This window comes from Prevotellamassilia timonensis (assembly GCF_900106785.1).
GTDB classification, from domain to species: Bacteria; Bacteroidota; Bacteroidia; order Bacteroidales; family Bacteroidaceae; genus Alloprevotella; species Alloprevotella timonensis.
The window spans coordinates 565,183-580,400 of record NZ_LT629845.1 but is presented as its reverse complement, the minus strand read 5'-3'; the positions used below and the strand labels follow the sequence as shown (position 1 = coordinate 580,400).

Here is a 15,218-nt window from a genome sequence, read left to right as displayed (position 1 = left end):
CCAACACATTATAGTTATATAAGCAGTAAAGGAAACACAACAGCCTCTACTTTACAGCATGGTGCCTTTTCTCTTCCTGCTGCTCTACCTCCTTTACCTTACGGAACAAGTCGGAAGCAAATATGAAATTGTTGAGTAATTCATTGCTTGATGACACGACATCATCTTTTGTCCCCTCCCACTCATTGTGTCCTTGATAGATAAACAAAATGTGCTCACCAATGCCCATAACAGAGTTCATGTCATGCGTATTGATTATTGTGGTTGTGTTAAACTCTTTGGTTATGTCATGTATCAACTCGTCAATAACCAAAGAGGTTTTAGGGTCCAGACCAGAATTTGGCTCGTCGCAGAACAAGTATTTGGGGTTCAGGGCAATGGCTCGCGCAATAGCCACACGCTTTTGCATACCGCCCGAAATCTCACCTGGATACTTTGCACCGGCATCTGTTAAATTGACGCGATCAAGACAGAATTGTGCACGACGTACACGTTCCTTATAACTGTCATTTGAAAACATGTCGAGTGGGAACATCACATTCTCGAGCACCGACATAGAATCGAACAACGCCGCATTTTGGAAAATCATACCCATTTCACGACGTAGCATGGCACGCTCGCGCTTTGTCATCTGCATAAAACTGCGGCCATCGTAAAGCACATCGCCCTCGGTGGGCTCAAACAAACCCACAATGTTCTTAATCAGCACTGTTTTGCCCGAACCGCTTTGACCAATGATAAGATTAGTCTTACCACTGTCAAATGTTGAGGTTATCCCTTTCAACACCTCCTTGCCATCAAACGACTTATGTAAATTCTTAATTTCAATCATGAGAGTAATTGTGTAAGGAATAAATCAGAAAACAATATGAGCATAGAGCACGACACCACGGCATTGGTGCTTGCCTTTCCCACCTCAATACTTCCACCTTCGACATTGTAACCATAAAATGAAGACACACTGGAAATGATAAATGCAAAGAACAGCGATTTAATCACGCCCATCCAGAAAAACCATTGTGTGAAAGAGTGCTGAAGACCAGCCGTTAAATCGGACGGTGTAATGATATGGCCAATATAAGCTGTGGCATACGCACCTATTATACCACTAAAGGTGCTGAACACAACCAAGAGTGGCATGATAGTGACAAGCCCCGTGATTTTGGGCAAAATCAAGAACGAAGCCGGGTTGACCCCCATTATCTCCAGTGCATCAATCTGCTGCGTAGTGCGCATAGTACCTAATTCGGAGGCGATGTTTGACCCAACCTTGCCCGACAAAATAAGACACATGATACTCGATGAGAACTCAAGCAACATGATTTCGCGTGTGACATACCCCGACACCCATAGCGGCATCCAAGGACTCTGTATGTTCAACTTTATCTGAATACAAATCACTGCACCAATAAAGAACGATATAAGCAATACAATACCTATGGAGTCGACACCAAGCTGCACCATCTCCTTTATATACTGCTTTAAGAACATACGCATGCGTTCCGGGCGCGAAAATGTTCGTCCCATCAACATGAGGTAACGCCCGAAGGCATTCAAGAACTTTGCTATTATCATCTTATTATCTTCTTTTCGTTTTTGCTTCTTATATCTCTACTAATCCCCAGTTTTGCGCAGCGCTTCCGGTCTTAAGTTTCCGTTGGCATCGAACAGCCCATAAGTTGTACGCAGTACGCGGAACTCTGTACGACGGTTCAAGGCATTACAAACTTCTTGTTGGTCTGCCGGCAACTTTAATATGTACGGCACACTCAATGTGTCGTTTTCATGTAAGAAGGGATAAGTTTCCGTCAGCTTTTTATTCACCACCTTTGGCATTTCTTTGCCATACCCCTTTGCGGTCAAGCGGTCAGACGCTATACCATGTCCTGTCAAGTAGCGCACCACGCTCTCTGCACGTCGCTGCGACAATTTCAAGTTGTACTCCGCATTACCGCGATAATCGCAATGAGCCGCAAGTTCGATTGTCACATTAGGATTTTCATTAAGCATTTTAACCAATCGATCAAGCGCCTCGCGCGAATTATCGGTGAGGGTGGCCTTGTCAAACTCATAGAACACATTACGCACCAACACGGGAGAACTGATACTCGGCAATGGAAATTGCAACACATGCTGCTTTTCAACCTCAGTGGTGTCGGCACGCAACTCGTTGCAAACGTTCAGATATCCTTGACACGTGGCCAATATCAGATAGCTAACCCCTGGTTTGAGAGGTTTCACAAATGAACCATCAGAAAGGACGCCTATCTTTTCGTTTGTACCATCACTGCCTACCATATATACGACGGCCGCAGGCAATTCGTACCCATCTTGCTCATACACCCAGCCTTTTACACTCTGCAGTACCTCAGGATATGAGAATTCATATATTTTGTCCCAACCTCGCCCACCAGTTGCCCGGTTTGACGAGAAAAAGCCCCTATTATGTACGCCCTCGAATGTCATGCCAAAGTCGTCGCCATTTGAATTTATAGGCGAAGGCAGATGCTCAACCTTCCATTCGTTTGATATGGTGTCCTCCTTTGCACGATAAATGTCAAGGCCGCCCATATTACTGATGTGTCCGTCACTTGAGAAATATAGCTCGCCTGAGGGACGGCATGTCGGAAAACATTCGTTGCCAGCTGTATTGATGGCCGGACCGAGATTTTCTAAGCGCCCCATGCCATGCTTGCCACCAATTTCTATACGCCACAAATCTAAACCGCCTTGACCACCCGGCATGTCCGACGAGAAATACAACCATCGTCCATCAGGAGAAACTGCGGGGTGTGCAAACGAGGACAGCGTGTCATTAGAAATCTTGACTTGCACAGGCTTGCTCCATTTGGCATCAGTACGCTGCGAGCTCCAAATTTCAGCCATTCGGGGATAAGAAGGATCGGTGCGACACACTGTAAAATACATCGTTTTTCCGTCCTGTGTAAAGGCACAAGCACCTTCGTCGTTCTCGGTATTTACATCTCCCTCCACAGCCTCAGCCACTTTCCACTTGCCTTTTTCGTCTTTCTTGGAGAAAAATATGTCACCGTTCTTAATGCCTGTAATGCTGCTAATATCCCCCTTTGCCTGCTGACGCGTTGACGTAAAATACAACTGTTGCGCATCAACGCCCATATAAGCCGGACTAAAGTCAGAACGCGAACTATTAAACAAAGTAGCCAGCTTGACACTATAAGCCGAACCAATCTGTTTGACAGAGGGAGCAGTAAGGCAATCGTTAATACCTTGTTCTGCGCGCAAATCGCCAGGAAAGGAATCGGCATAAGCCCTATAAGCATTTTCCGCTCCCTTATAATTGCCCTGCAGACGAAGCATGTCGCCCAAATGCAAATAGGTTAAAGTATCTTTTACACCATAACGAACAGCATTTTGAAATGCACCGACTGCTCTGGCCACATTGCCATAGCGTCTGTAAGCATCACCCATCTTATAGGCTACGAACCCACGTCTTTTCTTGTCTGTAGCCGGGGTTTGCCCATAAGCCCGTTTATATTGCGCTGCAGCTTCGGCATATTCGCCAAGTGCAAGTGCGGCATCGCCCCTCTTTATTGATTTCTCCGCACTGCCACACCCTGACAATACCATCAGCAGAAAGATGCAGCATAAAACTGCGCCTATTATATTGTTTTTGTATTGTTGCATTATTTATGTCGTATGAAATTTATGCAAAGATAGTGCAAGGTGAGCGCAAAGATGCAAGTTTACTTGCAATCTTTGCCGAACCGCAGCCTATCTAATGCAAAGATAGTGCAAGGTGAGCGCAGAGATGCAAGCTTACTTGCAATCTTTGCTGAACTGCAGCCTATCTAATGCAAAGATAGTGCAAGGTGAGCGCAGAGATGCAAGTTTACTTGCAATCTTTGCCGAACCGCAGCCTATCTTATGCAAAGATAGTGCAAGGTGAACGCAGAGATGCAAGTTCACTTGCAATCTTTGCCGAACCGCAGCCTATCTTATGCAAAGATAGTGCAAGGTGAACGCAGAGATGCAAGTTTACTTGCAATCTTTGCCGAACCGCAGCCTATCTTATGCAAAGATAGTGCAAGGTGAACGCAGAGATGCAAGTTTACTTGCAATCTTTGCCGAACCGCAGCCTATCTTATGCAAAGATACAACAACTAACTCAGTTGATATGAAAAATGATTTCATTTTTCGCTCATTACACCATTTATACAGCAAATAAGAACATGAGAAATGAGACATTGGTACACAATATTCGCCTACATTCAGATCAGAACTTTAGCTTTCCGATTATGCGGAGTGGCATACTTACCATGTGAAGTGTAGACATACTATATGCACGCGGACACATAATGTCGTTTACCTTCTCGTTTTTTGTTTATGACATTTTTGTCTACACTCTGCACTTTTGCGCATAATACAATGATATTCAATATGTTATACGGTGTATACACCAAGTCTTTTCATATACACTCTTGTCTGCACCAGTCAACAGATAAAGTTTATTCGCTTGTACCAGGGCGCCGAAACAGCATAGGGGGAGAGAAACTCCTGTTAGTCCGACATTTTTTTCTATCTCCCTATACCGGAATGACACGCTGCCAGTGCAAGAAACTGCACATGGCAGTGCAGACAGTGCAGACGCCAATATTTCGAGTGCAGACAAGTGTAGACAACATCATCGAAGTGCATACAAAAACGCTATCTACACGCCATAACGCACTCATATTCAAGCATTTAAGAGCTTTAGTGCAGAGTGCAGACAATTTACGCAAAAAGTGCATGTAATATAGATAACGTGGTGCAAAGGAGTGTGACACCTGCACATTTTTATTGACATTACTTATACAACACTCCCTTCGTCTTTATTATCATCAACGTGCAATATAGTTTTGCTCATGCGCACCATTATATTGATCCACAGTCCATTTATTTCACACCACATACTCACTTAGGACATACGGATACTGAAGGGGAAAATGCCCAAAAAAGCATGGCTTTGTTTTGTTTATATGCTTCGTTGATGTAATTTTGCACAATTAAAAGGACGAGACACACATTTTGCAAGTTTCGAACCAAGCATTTAATAAAACAACATAACATGGAACAACAAACCACAGGCACAGTCAGCTCCAACGACAGTGCACAACCCTCTAATGTGGCAGACGGTCAGCAACCCACTAATGGAACCGCTGCTCAAGACATGGCTCAAGCACCAGCTTTACAGCCAAAGAACAACAAAAAACGAAATTGGATTATCGCAACGATTGTCATTTTGCTACTTATTATAGGTGGCGCATCGTACTATATCATTTCGAGCAATGCCGCATCGCAAGAGGAAATGGCATACGAAGTGCTCGAAAACAATGACAACCCGCAAGACTACAGAGATTTCTTGGAAAAATACCCGAACAGCGAGCATGCCAACGAAGTGCGTCAACGCTTGAACACACTTGAAGCAATGCTTTCAAAATGGCAGAGTATTTCCTTGTCTGACAACGTAAATGACTTCATAAACTTTAAGAATACATACTCAGATATACAATACGGACGCCTGTGCGATATCAAAATAGACTCACTTGATTACATCACAGCTCAGAAGCTCGGTACGCCTGAGGCATTTCAACGCTATCTTGACGCACACCCCGACGGCCGATATGCCTCAGAAGCCTCAATTGCCCAAGGCACATTGCGCGACCAAGAAGTTAGCGATGATGAGCGTATACAGATCATGAACATCGTGACGGATTTTTACAATGGTTTTGCAGCACAAGACGAGAGCAAGATATGTACTAACATTGCCTCGACAATGAAAACATTCCTGCACCAGCACAATGCAAGTAAGGCGACCGTACTCAGCACTATTCAAGGTATGTTTAATGAGCACATTCAGAGTGTTCAGTTCACTGTCAACCGCGACTTCCAAATAAAGAAGAACAGCAACGGAAGCTACATCGCCACATTCAGCGTGGACCAACATATTGAACGGGACAACGAAGGCAAAACCTTCGGACAATACAAATGTTCGGCCGAGATTGACCCGCAACTGCTGATTACCTCTCTGACTATGGACGAGATATCAAGACAATAATTATTTTATTACTCTAAAACATTACACTTAACATGCTGACTATCAACTCTTACGAAGAATTTGAAAAATATCTTGGACAAGAACTTGGCAAGTCTGACTGGCTTGAAATTGACCAAGACCGCATTAACGCATTTGCCGATGCCACACTTGACCACCAATGGATACACGTTGACCCCGAAAAGGCCAAGAACGGCCCATTTGGACAAACTATTGTACATGGCTATTTGACTCTGTCATTGCTGCCCTATATGTGGGAGCAAATCATCAAGGTGAACAATCTCAAGATGATGGTAAACTATGGCATGGACAAGATGAAGTACGGCCAGGCCGTGTTGAGCGGCCAAAGCGTGCGCCTGGTGGCAACATTGCACAGCATAGCCAACTTGCGCGGCATCTGCAAGGTGGAAATCAAGTTCACCATCGAGATAAAAGACCAAAAGAAGCCCGCGCTGTCTGGCATCGCGACATTCCTTTATCACTTTAACTAAGGCGAGGAACGCTTTCATCAATGCTGGTGGTCTGTATTATGAACACACATCTTTAAGCAAGATATCTGACATTCATAATCATCAGGCCACCAGCATTTTCACAAATCCGCTCACCTTGGCAGTAGCACTGCTCCAACTTCAGATACAAAAGTCCCGTACCTTTACCATATTGAACTGACACAAAGCGACCCACCATTTGAACACATACTTATGGACACATACTTGACGATAACGTCATCAGCCGAATACCAACTGACCGAAAAGCGCTCTCGTTTTTTGGGATTTGCCATGCACGTTGAGAGCGAAGATGAAGCCAAGAGCATCATAGCTGCATATAAAAAGAAATATTACGATGCACGGCACGTTTGCTACGCTTACGTCATTGGCGACGATGGCAAAACGACACGCGCAAACGATGATGGTGAACCGAGCGGAACCGCTGGCCGCCCCATTTTAGGCCAGATCGTGTCACACAACCTTACATACACCTTAGGTATTGTGGTAAGATATTTTGGTGGCGTAAAGTTAGGCACAGGGCCATTAGGAGTTGCATATAAAACCTGCATGGGCGAAGCACTAAACCTTGCCGAGTGTGAAGAAAAGATTATTACTTCGACCTTGATTGTGTCAATTCCCTACACCGACGCTGACACCGCCATGCGATTTATACGCGAAGCTGGGGCCGACATTACGCAACGCGACTATGACCTTCAAGGCACAATTCTCACGGTTTCTGTGCGACAAGACGATGAATGCGCCCTTCGAGACAGGCTCTCCAAAATACTGAGTCTGAAGTTTGTTGAACAAGACTAACTACGTACAACGTATATGCAGATCAGACAAATCACGAAACAGAGTATCGACCAGGCTATTGCATTGTACACTGAAGCATTCCCTAAGATTGAGCGACGTCCCGTTGCCCAATGGCTGGACCTGTGGCAAACACGCAATCATTTTCGCATAATAGAAATATTGTCAGATGATGTGTTTGCAGGCTTTATTTCATATTGGGATTTCGAGGATTTTATCTATATAGAGCATTTTGCAACCTCTAAGTCGCTACGCGGGAACGGCATTGGCGGAAAGGCTATTGATACGTTCAAACAATCTTGCCAAGGCAAACCTGTCGTATTGGAAGTGGAAATGCCCACCGACGACATCAGCAAGCGCAGAATAACCTTTTACAACAAACATGGGTTCACATTGTCCGAACTCCCATATATGCAGCCTGCATACAGACCGTGTGACGCTCCTATCGAACTCCGTATCATGAGCACGGACCCGGTCTTTACAACAAAAGGGTTCGACAAGGTCACTGGCACCATACACCGGCACGTTTATGGCGTAAAAGTAAAATAAATTCAACACACGTTTTTCTGTATCAAACAATATTCGTAATTTCGCAGCGAAATAAGACCTTGGTTTCTATAATTTTGTCACACACCCCGCCACATGGCAACAGGCATTATTATACGAAGCACAAAAAAATATCAAAACAACATGTATAGAACAAACACTTGCGGAGAACTACGCATTGGCAATGTCGGACAGGAGGTAACACTGGCCGGCTGGGTGCAGCGTAGCCGTAAAATGGGTGGCATGACCTTCGTTGATCTGCGTGACCGCTATGGCATAACACAGCTCGTATTCAACGAAGAGACAAATGCAGAACTCTGTGCACAAGCTAACAAATTGGGACGCGAATATGTCATTCAGGTAAAAGGTACCGTGAATGAGCGCTACGCCAAGAACGAAAAAATACCAACTGGCGATATCGAAATTATTGTCAGCGAAATGACGGTTCTCAACGAATCGCTTGTTCCACCATTTACCATCGAAACGAACACTGATGGCGGTGACGACTTGCGCATGAAATACCGCTATTTGGATTTGCGCCGTGAGAATGTTCGTGCAAACCTGGAATTGCGTCATAAATTCTGCATTGCTGTACGTAATTTCCTTGACTCGAAGGGATTCCTCGAAATCGAGACGCCTGTACTTATCGGTTCTACGCCCGAAGGCGCACGCGACTTTATCGTCCCCTCACGCATGAACCCCGGTCAATTTTACGCATTGCCGCAAAGTCCGCAGACGCTGAAGCAGTTGCTCATGGTGGCAGGAATGGATCGCTACTTCCAAATAGCAAAGTGTTTCCGCGATGAAGACTTGCGTGCCGACCGCCAACCCGAGTTCACCCAGATAGACTGCGAAATGTCTTTTGTGACACAAAACGACATTCTGAATACCTTCGAAGAAATGGCCAAGTACCTCTTTAAGGAGGTCCGCCATTACGATTTGGGCGATACGCCATTTATACGTATGCCTTGGCATGAAGCCATGCGACGCTTCGGATCAGACAAGCCCGATATGCGATTTGGTATGGAGTTTGTTGAACTGAAGGATACATTGGGCGGAACAGGAACGTTTGGCGTGTTTAACGATGCCAAATACATTGGTGGTATCTGTGCCCCAGGTTGTGCACACTACACACGCAAGCAACTTGATCAACTTACAGACTTTGTCAAGTCGCCACAAATCGGAGCTAAGGGCTTGGTTCACGCTAAAGTAAACGAAGATGGCACGGTAAAGAGTTCTGTTGACAAATTCTACACGCCCGAAGTGCTTGAACAACTCAAACACAAGATGGACGCCAAACCTGGTGATCTGATTTTGATCATGTCTGGCGATGATGCCATGAAGACACGCAAGCAGCTTTGCGAATTGCGACTTGAAATGGGCGAACGCCTTGGTTTGCGCGACAGAAACAAGTTTGCTCTGCTTTGGGTTGTTGACTTCCCCATGTTTGAGTGGAGCGAAGAAGAAGGCCGTCTGCTGGCAATGCACCACCCATTTACAGCACCCCGTCCACAAGACGTGCCACTGCTTGACACTGACCCGGCATCAGTATTAGCAGACGCATATGACATGGTGTGCAATGGTGTTGAAGTTGGCGGTGGTTCTATCAGAATACATGACGCCGTGCTCCAAGCCAAGATTTTCAAGGTGCTTGGCTTCACCCCCGAACGTGCACAGGAGCAATTTGGTTTCTTGATGAATGCTTTCAAGTATGGTGCACCACCTCACGGTGGTCTGGCCTACGGACTCGACCGCTGGGTTTCACTCTTCGCCGGTCTCGACAGCATACGCGACTGCATTGCGTTCCCCAAGAACAACTCGGGACGTGACGTTATGCTTGATGCGCCATCGAGAGTAGACCAAAAACAACTTGACGAGCTGTTGATAGACGTACGTCCACAAACGAAATAACAACAATAAGCCTAAATCCCACTTTTTACCGCAAGTAAAAGTGGGATTTTGTTTTTTACTATTGAAAATGCAGCGTATATCTGTATATTTCATATAAAAAACATTGAAGCGCGTCCGCAACACAATATTTATTTGTACATTTGCACCAAATTTGGATTATGAATAAGATAGTTCTCATCATATATTGCAGCATAATAGCATTCTTCGCGTCTTGTGCAGACTATAACCGCGTGGTCAAGACACAAGACTATGAATACAAATATGAAGTGGCTAAGCAATACTATGCCGAAGGCATGTACAATCGTGCTGCGCTCCTCATACAGGATATTTTGTCTGTGCTTAAGGGCACAGACCAAGGTGAAGAATCCTTGTATCTGTCAGGTTTGTGCAACATGAAAGCACATTCATACGATGCTGCTGCTACTATTTTCAGAAAATACTACCAAACATACCCTAAGGGTAAATATGTAGAAGAAGCGCGCTTCAATTGTGGCAAATCGTTATACATGATTACGCCCGAACCGAAGCTTGACCAAACTGAAACATTTCAGGCTGTTACGGAATTCCAAAATTTCATTGAGAACTTCCCGTCAAGCAAATTACGTCCGCAAGCACAAGATCTCATTTTCAAGCTACAAGACAAATTGGTGGAGAAAGAATACCTTTCGGCAAAGCTATACTACGACCTTGGAAGCTATATAGGTAACGGCAGCAATGGTAATTATGGCGCTTGTATCGTTACAGCAGAAAATGCCATTAAGGATTATCCGTACACAACAAGACGAGACGATTTTGCCATATTGATACTGAGAGCCAAATTCAAATTGGCACAATTCAGTGTAGAGAGCAAGAAAGAAGAACGCTATCATAATGCTATTGACGAATATTATGGGTTCGTAAATGAATACCCTGAATCGAAGTATATGAAAGAGGCAAAAGACTTGTTCAACAAAGCCAAGAAATACGTTCAAACGACTGATAACACTGACGAGGACGCAAGTAATGCCTCTACAAAATAAAAACAAAGCAAACTAAAGATATAAAATGGATTACAAGAAAAGTAAAGCACCAACAAACACAGTTACGCACAATTTGATGGACTTTTGCGACGGCACAAACAACATCTACGAGAGTGTTGTCATCATGTCTAAACGCGCCAATCAGATTGCTGTGCAGATGAGAGACGACCTGCAGCGTAAACTGAAGGAGTTTGCCTCGACTAACGACAATTTGGAAGAGACCTTTGAGAACCGCGAGCAAATCGAAATCTCACGTTATTACGAGAAATTGCCAAAGCCTACACTGATTGCTGCGGACGAATTCTTGCATCACAATATCTACTTCCGCAATCCTGCTAAGGATAAAGACAACTTGAGCACCGAAGCATGATACAACGTATTCAAAGCATATACCTCGTATTGGCCGGATTATTTCCGGCCTTTACGTTTTTTGTTCCCGTTTGGGCTTTTTATGGCGCAAAAGAATCTTTCAACATCAGCAGTGTAGGCTACTATCCTGCCTGCTTGCCTGAGATTGTTGGAAGACATCCATACGGAATGGCATTTTTCGCCATTGCGAGCATTATTGCTGCCGTAACCGCCATATTTACCTACAAGAACAGAAAGAAGCAGATTAAAATCACCAACCTTGCCATGGCAAGCAATTTGATGTGGTATATCAGTTTTGCTGCATACATATTATCTGTACAAAGCAGAACTGCAACAAGTTTGCATTTTGAATTGGGTTGCCTATTTCCTGTTCTCGCTATTATTGTACTTTATTTAGCAAAAAGAGCAATCAAACACGACGAAGCCCTGATTAGGGCTGCCGACCGCATAAGATAAAGAACTTTCAAACTGCGGAGACACCCTTACTCATATATAAGAAATCAGAACAACATACTATCCTATAATCTTATGTCATTAAACAAAGTCATGCTTATTGGCCACGTTGGAAATGATCCAGAAATCCGCTATTTGGATCAGGGCGTATGCACAGCACAACTCCGATTGGCTACAAGCGTTCCAGGCTACACCCTACCCAATGGAACCAATGTGCCAGAGCGCACAGAATGGCACAACATCTATCTGTGGAGGCGGTTGGCTGAAATTGTGGAGCGTTATGTACATAAAGGCGACAAATTGTACATCGAAGGTGAACTGCGCTACAGATCGTATACAGACAAGAAAGGCGTTACACGCAGAACGGCCGAGATTTGGGCATCAAACCTGGAAATGCTGACGCCGCGAAGCCAAACAAATACAGCGCAACAAGGTGACAACACCACACAGCCCACGCAAAGCAATCCGTTCCCTGCCTCACAAAGTCAAAACGGTAATACCCCACCCCCACAAAAGTGCCCATTCTAAAAGACAAGAAGTGCTGAACTTACAAGAATTTATAGACACAGATATAGAAAGACTCGCATCGACAATGCTTGACAATTTAGCAGCAAACGAGGTGCGGGTCTTTTTATGGCATCACAAGCTCTCGCGACCGGACATTCAGAAATATGCAGACATTTGCGTTTCTGCCGAAGAAAAAGGTGGGCTATCGAATATATGTGACAAAAGGTTTGTTGAAAAGGTGTCTGTCAGGGTTATCCTGTACAAGCTACTTGGAAAAGGCGTAAGGATTTGCTACAACGAAAATGGAGCACCTTACTTGTCGAATAAACAATACCATATCAGCATATCACATACTGATGGTCACTTTGCGCTCAGTTTCTCACACAGGAAGCATGGCATTGACATCGAAAGATGGAACAGTACGGCGAAAAGGGTTTCAAAAATGTTTGCAACGGAACAAGAAGTTGCAGCTTTAGTTGATACGAGGACCATCACTGATGAAGACGAAAAAGCCTTTTGCACCATTTGGAGCGCCAAAGAGGCTATATACAAAAGCCATGATTTAGAGGAATTATCTTTCAGAGATGGTATCTTATTGAAAAAAGACGCTTTTAGCAATCTTATAGCGAAAGTCTCATATAAAGAAGCAACTTTTCATGATACCATAGGATACCGATTGCTACCTGATTGTGTACTTACAATATGCCTACCGGCCTCAGTTTAATTATATTTGAGTAACTTTGCAGTAGAAATCAGCATAACTGCTTACATAATACATAACAGAAATAACATAAAACAAAATATGATTACCGTTTCCAACTTAGCAATTCAATTCGGCAAGCGAATACTTTATCAAGACGTCAACATGAAATTCACCAATGGCAACATCTATGGTATTATAGGTGCCAATGGTGCTGGCAAATCGACCTTGTTGAAAGCCATTTCTGGAGAACTTGAGCCTAACAAGGGCCGTGTCGAAATGGGACCAGGCGAACGCCTTTCTGTGCTCAGCCAAGACCACTTCAAATACGACGAGTTCACTGTGCTTGACACTGTACTCATGGGACACACTACCATGTGGAAAATCATGCAAGAGCGCAATGAACTTTATTCTAAAGCAGACTTCTCTGATGAGGACGGCATTAAAGTTGCTGAACTTGAGGACAAGTTTGCACAAATGGGCGGTTATACAGCTGAAAACGATGCTGCCACACTGCTTAGCGGACTGGGTATCAAGGAAAAATTGCACGGCAAATTGATGGGTGAACTTAGCGGTAAGGAAAAAGTACGTGTCATGTTGGCACAAGCCCTTTTTGGCGAACCTGACAATCTGCTGCTTGATGAGCCTACCAACGACTTGGACTTGGAAACTGTAGAATGGCTGGAAGAATATCTCGGCAACTTTGAACATACCGTGCTCGTCGTTAGCCACGACCGTCACTTCCTTGACCAGGTTTGTACTCACACTGTCGATATTGACTACGGAAAGGTTACATTGTTTTCCGGAAACTATTCTTTCTGGTACGAATCTTCGCAATTAGCCTTGAGACAGGCACAAAATCAGAAGCAGAAAGCAGAAGAGAAGAAGAAGGAACTGGAAGAATTCATTCGTCGTTTTTCTGCGAATGTGGCTAAAAGCAAACAAACCACGAGCCGTAAGAAGATGCTTGAGAAGCTTAACGTGGAAGAGATTAAGCCCTCTACGCGTAAGTATCCTGGCATCATATTCCAGATGGACCGCGATCCAGGTAACCAAATTCTTGAAGTAAAAGACTTGAAAGCAACTCTGGAAGATGGCACCGTATTGTTTGACAAGCTCAACTTTACTGTTGAAAAAGGCGAAAAGATTGTGTTCCTTAGCCATGACCCTCGAGCCATGACCGCACTTTTCGAAATAATCAATGGCAATGCAAAACCTGCCAGTGGCTCATACAAATGGGGCGTTACCATCACAACTGCCTACTTGCCTCTTGATAACACGTCATACTTCAATACAGACATGGACATGCTGACATGGTTAAGCCAGTTTGGCGAAGGCAATGATGTATATTTTAAGGCATTCCTCGGACGTATGTTGTTTAAGGACGAAGACATACAAAAGAAGGTGAATGTGCTTTCGGGTGGTGAGAAGATGCGCTGCATGATTGCACGTATGCAACTGCGTAATGCCAACTGCCTTATTCTTGACACGCCGACCAACCACCTTGACATGGAAAGTATTCAAGCCTTCAACAATAACCTCAAATTGTTCAAAGGCAACATTCTTTTCTCAAGCCATGACCACGAGTTTATCAATACCGTTGCTAATCGCATCATCGAACTGACTCCTAATGGCAGTATAGACAAATTGATGACTTACGAAGATTATATCCATGACGATAGAGTTAAAGAATTAAAAGAAAAACTTTACAATACCGCCGATTAAGACCAATGGCATAATTGTTGCATGAATGAATAAAAATATTCTGAGACAATCATGAAAATGGAAAATAAAGAACATAAAGAAGTTGAAGAGCAGGCAAAAGAGACACAAACTCAAAATGCTACTGAAACTGAAAAGGAACTGACTGATGCTGAAAAGCTGGAAGCAGCCAACGAAGAAATAGCGCAATTAAAAGACAAATATCTACGACAAGTTGCAGAGTTTGACAACTATCGCAAACGTACGCTGAAAGAGAAAACCGAGTTGATTTTGAATGGTGGCGAAAAAGTGCTTAGTGCACTGCTACCGATTTTGGACGACTTTGACCGCGCTATAGCAAATATCCAGAAAAGCGATGACGTCAATGCACTTAAAGAAGGCGTTGAACTCATTGCCGGAAAGCTGAACAAGACACTTGCATCGCAGGGGCTTCAAAAAATGGATACCATTGGCAAACCTTTTGATACAGACTATCACGAGGCTATCGCACTTGTACCTGCACAAGACGAAGACAAGAAGAACCTTGTTATGGATTGCGTGCAGCCAGGCTACATGCTCAACGACAAAGTTCTTCGCCACGCAAAAGTGGTAGTAGGCAACTAAATAATTGTGGCCGA

15 protein-coding genes are annotated in these 15,218 nt (G+C 44.1%); 12 read left to right on the top strand and 3 right to left on the bottom strand.

What is annotated here, in order from left to right:
- Positions 1-46: 46 nt before the first annotated feature.
- Genes BQ5453_RS11020 through porE form a run of 3 tightly spaced genes read right to left on the bottom strand, consistent with a single transcriptional unit; the run spans position 47 to position 3,666 of the window.
- A complete protein-coding gene (locus tag BQ5453_RS11020; RefSeq protein ID WP_071123243.1) occupies positions 47-832 on the bottom strand; it encodes an ABC transporter ATP-binding protein in 786 nt (261 codons plus the stop codon).
- Positions 829-1,575: an MlaE family ABC transporter permease gene (locus BQ5453_RS11015; RefSeq protein ID WP_022102670.1), complete on the bottom strand. Its 747-nt coding sequence runs from the start codon at positions 1,573-1,575 to the stop codon at positions 829-831. The genes BQ5453_RS11020 and BQ5453_RS11015 overlap by 4 nt, the downstream gene beginning before the upstream one ends.
- A 39-nt stretch (positions 1,576-1,614) precedes the next feature.
- Positions 1,615-3,666, bottom strand: a complete 2,052-nt coding sequence (porE, locus tag BQ5453_RS14710; protein ID WP_071123242.1) for a PorE family type IX secretion system protein — start codon at positions 3,664-3,666, stop codon at positions 1,615-1,617.
- A 1,420-nt stretch (positions 3,667-5,086) separates the two neighbouring features.
- Here porE and BQ5453_RS11000 point away from each other — a divergent pair.
- The 12 genes from BQ5453_RS11000 (at position 5,087) to BQ5453_RS10945 (ending at position 15,204) form a co-directional block, all read left to right on the top strand.
- Positions 5,087-6,076, top strand: a complete 990-nt coding sequence (locus tag BQ5453_RS11000; RefSeq protein WP_071123240.1) for a flagellar basal body-associated FliL family protein — start codon at positions 5,087-5,089, stop codon at positions 6,074-6,076.
- A 32-nt stretch (positions 6,077-6,108) separates the two neighbouring features.
- Entirely contained in the window at positions 6,109-6,564 is a 456-nt protein-coding gene (locus tag BQ5453_RS10995) for a MaoC family dehydratase (protein WP_071123239.1), read from the top strand.
- Between the two features lie 210 nt (positions 6,565-6,774).
- Positions 6,775-7,377, top strand: a complete 603-nt coding sequence (locus BQ5453_RS10990; RefSeq protein WP_071123238.1) for an IMPACT family protein — start codon at positions 6,775-6,777, stop codon at positions 7,375-7,377.
- 15 nt (positions 7,378-7,392) lie between these two features.
- The gene (locus tag BQ5453_RS10985; protein ID WP_071123237.1) at positions 7,393-7,923 is read left to right on the top strand and encodes a GNAT family N-acetyltransferase; all 531 of its coding nucleotides are present in this window, start codon (positions 7,393-7,395) and stop codon (positions 7,921-7,923) included.
- Positions 7,924-8,064: 141 nt separating this feature from the next.
- A complete protein-coding gene (gene aspS / locus BQ5453_RS10980) occupies positions 8,065-9,831 on the top strand; it encodes an aspartate--tRNA ligase (RefSeq protein ID WP_071123638.1) in 1,767 nt (588 codons plus the stop codon).
- Between the two features lie 158 nt (positions 9,832-9,989).
- Entirely contained in the window at positions 9,990-10,850 is an 861-nt protein-coding gene (locus tag BQ5453_RS10975) for an outer membrane protein assembly factor BamD (protein ID WP_071123236.1), read from the top strand.
- A 25-nt stretch (positions 10,851-10,875) separates the two neighbouring features.
- On the top strand, positions 10,876-11,220 hold the full coding sequence (locus BQ5453_RS10970) for a DNA-directed RNA polymerase subunit omega (protein WP_022102682.1): 345 nt from the start codon (positions 10,876-10,878) through the stop codon (positions 11,218-11,220).
- Entirely contained in the window at positions 11,217-11,675 is a 459-nt protein-coding gene (locus BQ5453_RS10965) for a DUF4293 domain-containing protein (RefSeq protein ID WP_071123235.1), read from the top strand. Before BQ5453_RS10970 ends, BQ5453_RS10965 begins: the two co-directional genes overlap by 4 nt.
- A gap of 72 nt (positions 11,676-11,747) precedes the next feature.
- On the top strand, positions 11,748-12,200 hold the full coding sequence (locus tag BQ5453_RS10960; protein ID WP_022102684.1) for a single-stranded DNA-binding protein: 453 nt from the start codon (positions 11,748-11,750) through the stop codon (positions 12,198-12,200).
- Between the two features lie 10 nt (positions 12,201-12,210).
- Complete coding sequence (locus BQ5453_RS10955) at positions 12,211-12,903, top strand: 4'-phosphopantetheinyl transferase family protein (RefSeq protein ID WP_235860080.1); 693 nt, start codon at positions 12,211-12,213, stop codon at positions 12,901-12,903.
- Positions 12,904-12,981: 78 nt separating this feature from the next.
- Entirely contained in the window at positions 12,982-14,604 is a 1,623-nt protein-coding gene (locus tag BQ5453_RS10950) for an ABC-F family ATP-binding cassette domain-containing protein (protein ID WP_022102686.1), read from the top strand.
- A 51-nt stretch (positions 14,605-14,655) separates the two neighbouring features.
- The gene (locus BQ5453_RS10945) at positions 14,656-15,204 is read left to right on the top strand and encodes a nucleotide exchange factor GrpE (RefSeq protein ID WP_022102687.1); all 549 of its coding nucleotides are present in this window, start codon (positions 14,656-14,658) and stop codon (positions 15,202-15,204) included.
- Positions 15,205-15,218 lie beyond the last annotated feature (14 nt).

Bases quoted from the DNA above. Each gene is read 5' to 3' on its own strand.
- BQ5453_RS11020 (WP_071123243.1), bottom strand. From the start codon at position 832: ATGATTGAAATTAAGAATTTACATAAGTCGTTTGATGGCAAGGAGGTG.
- BQ5453_RS10990 (WP_071123238.1), top strand. From the start codon at position 6,775: ATGGACACATACTTGACGATAACGTCATCAGCCGAATACCAACTGACC.
- BQ5453_RS10970 (WP_022102682.1), top strand. From the start codon at position 10,876: ATGGATTACAAGAAAAGTAAAGCACCAACAAACACAGTTACGCACAAT.
- BQ5453_RS10985 (WP_071123237.1), top strand. From the start codon at position 7,393: ATGCAGATCAGACAAATCACGAAACAGAGTATCGACCAGGCTATTGCA.
- aspS (WP_071123638.1), top strand. From the start codon at position 8,065: ATGTATAGAACAAACACTTGCGGAGAACTACGCATTGGCAATGTCGGA.
- BQ5453_RS11015 (WP_022102670.1), bottom strand. From the start codon at position 1,575: ATGATAATAGCAAAGTTCTTGAATGCCTTCGGGCGTTACCTCATGTTG.
- BQ5453_RS10975 (WP_071123236.1), top strand. From the start codon at position 9,990: ATGAATAAGATAGTTCTCATCATATATTGCAGCATAATAGCATTCTTC.
- BQ5453_RS10995 (WP_071123239.1), top strand. From the start codon at position 6,109: ATGCTGACTATCAACTCTTACGAAGAATTTGAAAAATATCTTGGACAA.
- BQ5453_RS10945 (WP_022102687.1), top strand. From the start codon at position 14,656: ATGAAAATGGAAAATAAAGAACATAAAGAAGTTGAAGAGCAGGCAAAA.
- porE (WP_071123242.1), bottom strand. From the start codon at position 3,666: ATGCAACAATACAAAAACAATATAATAGGCGCAGTTTTATGCTGCATC.
- BQ5453_RS10960 (WP_022102684.1), top strand. From the start codon at position 11,748: ATGTCATTAAACAAAGTCATGCTTATTGGCCACGTTGGAAATGATCCA.
- BQ5453_RS11000 (WP_071123240.1), top strand. From the start codon at position 5,087: ATGGAACAACAAACCACAGGCACAGTCAGCTCCAACGACAGTGCACAA.
- BQ5453_RS10950 (WP_022102686.1), top strand. From the start codon at position 12,982: ATGATTACCGTTTCCAACTTAGCAATTCAATTCGGCAAGCGAATACTT.
- BQ5453_RS10965 (WP_071123235.1), top strand. From the start codon at position 11,217: ATGATACAACGTATTCAAAGCATATACCTCGTATTGGCCGGATTATTT.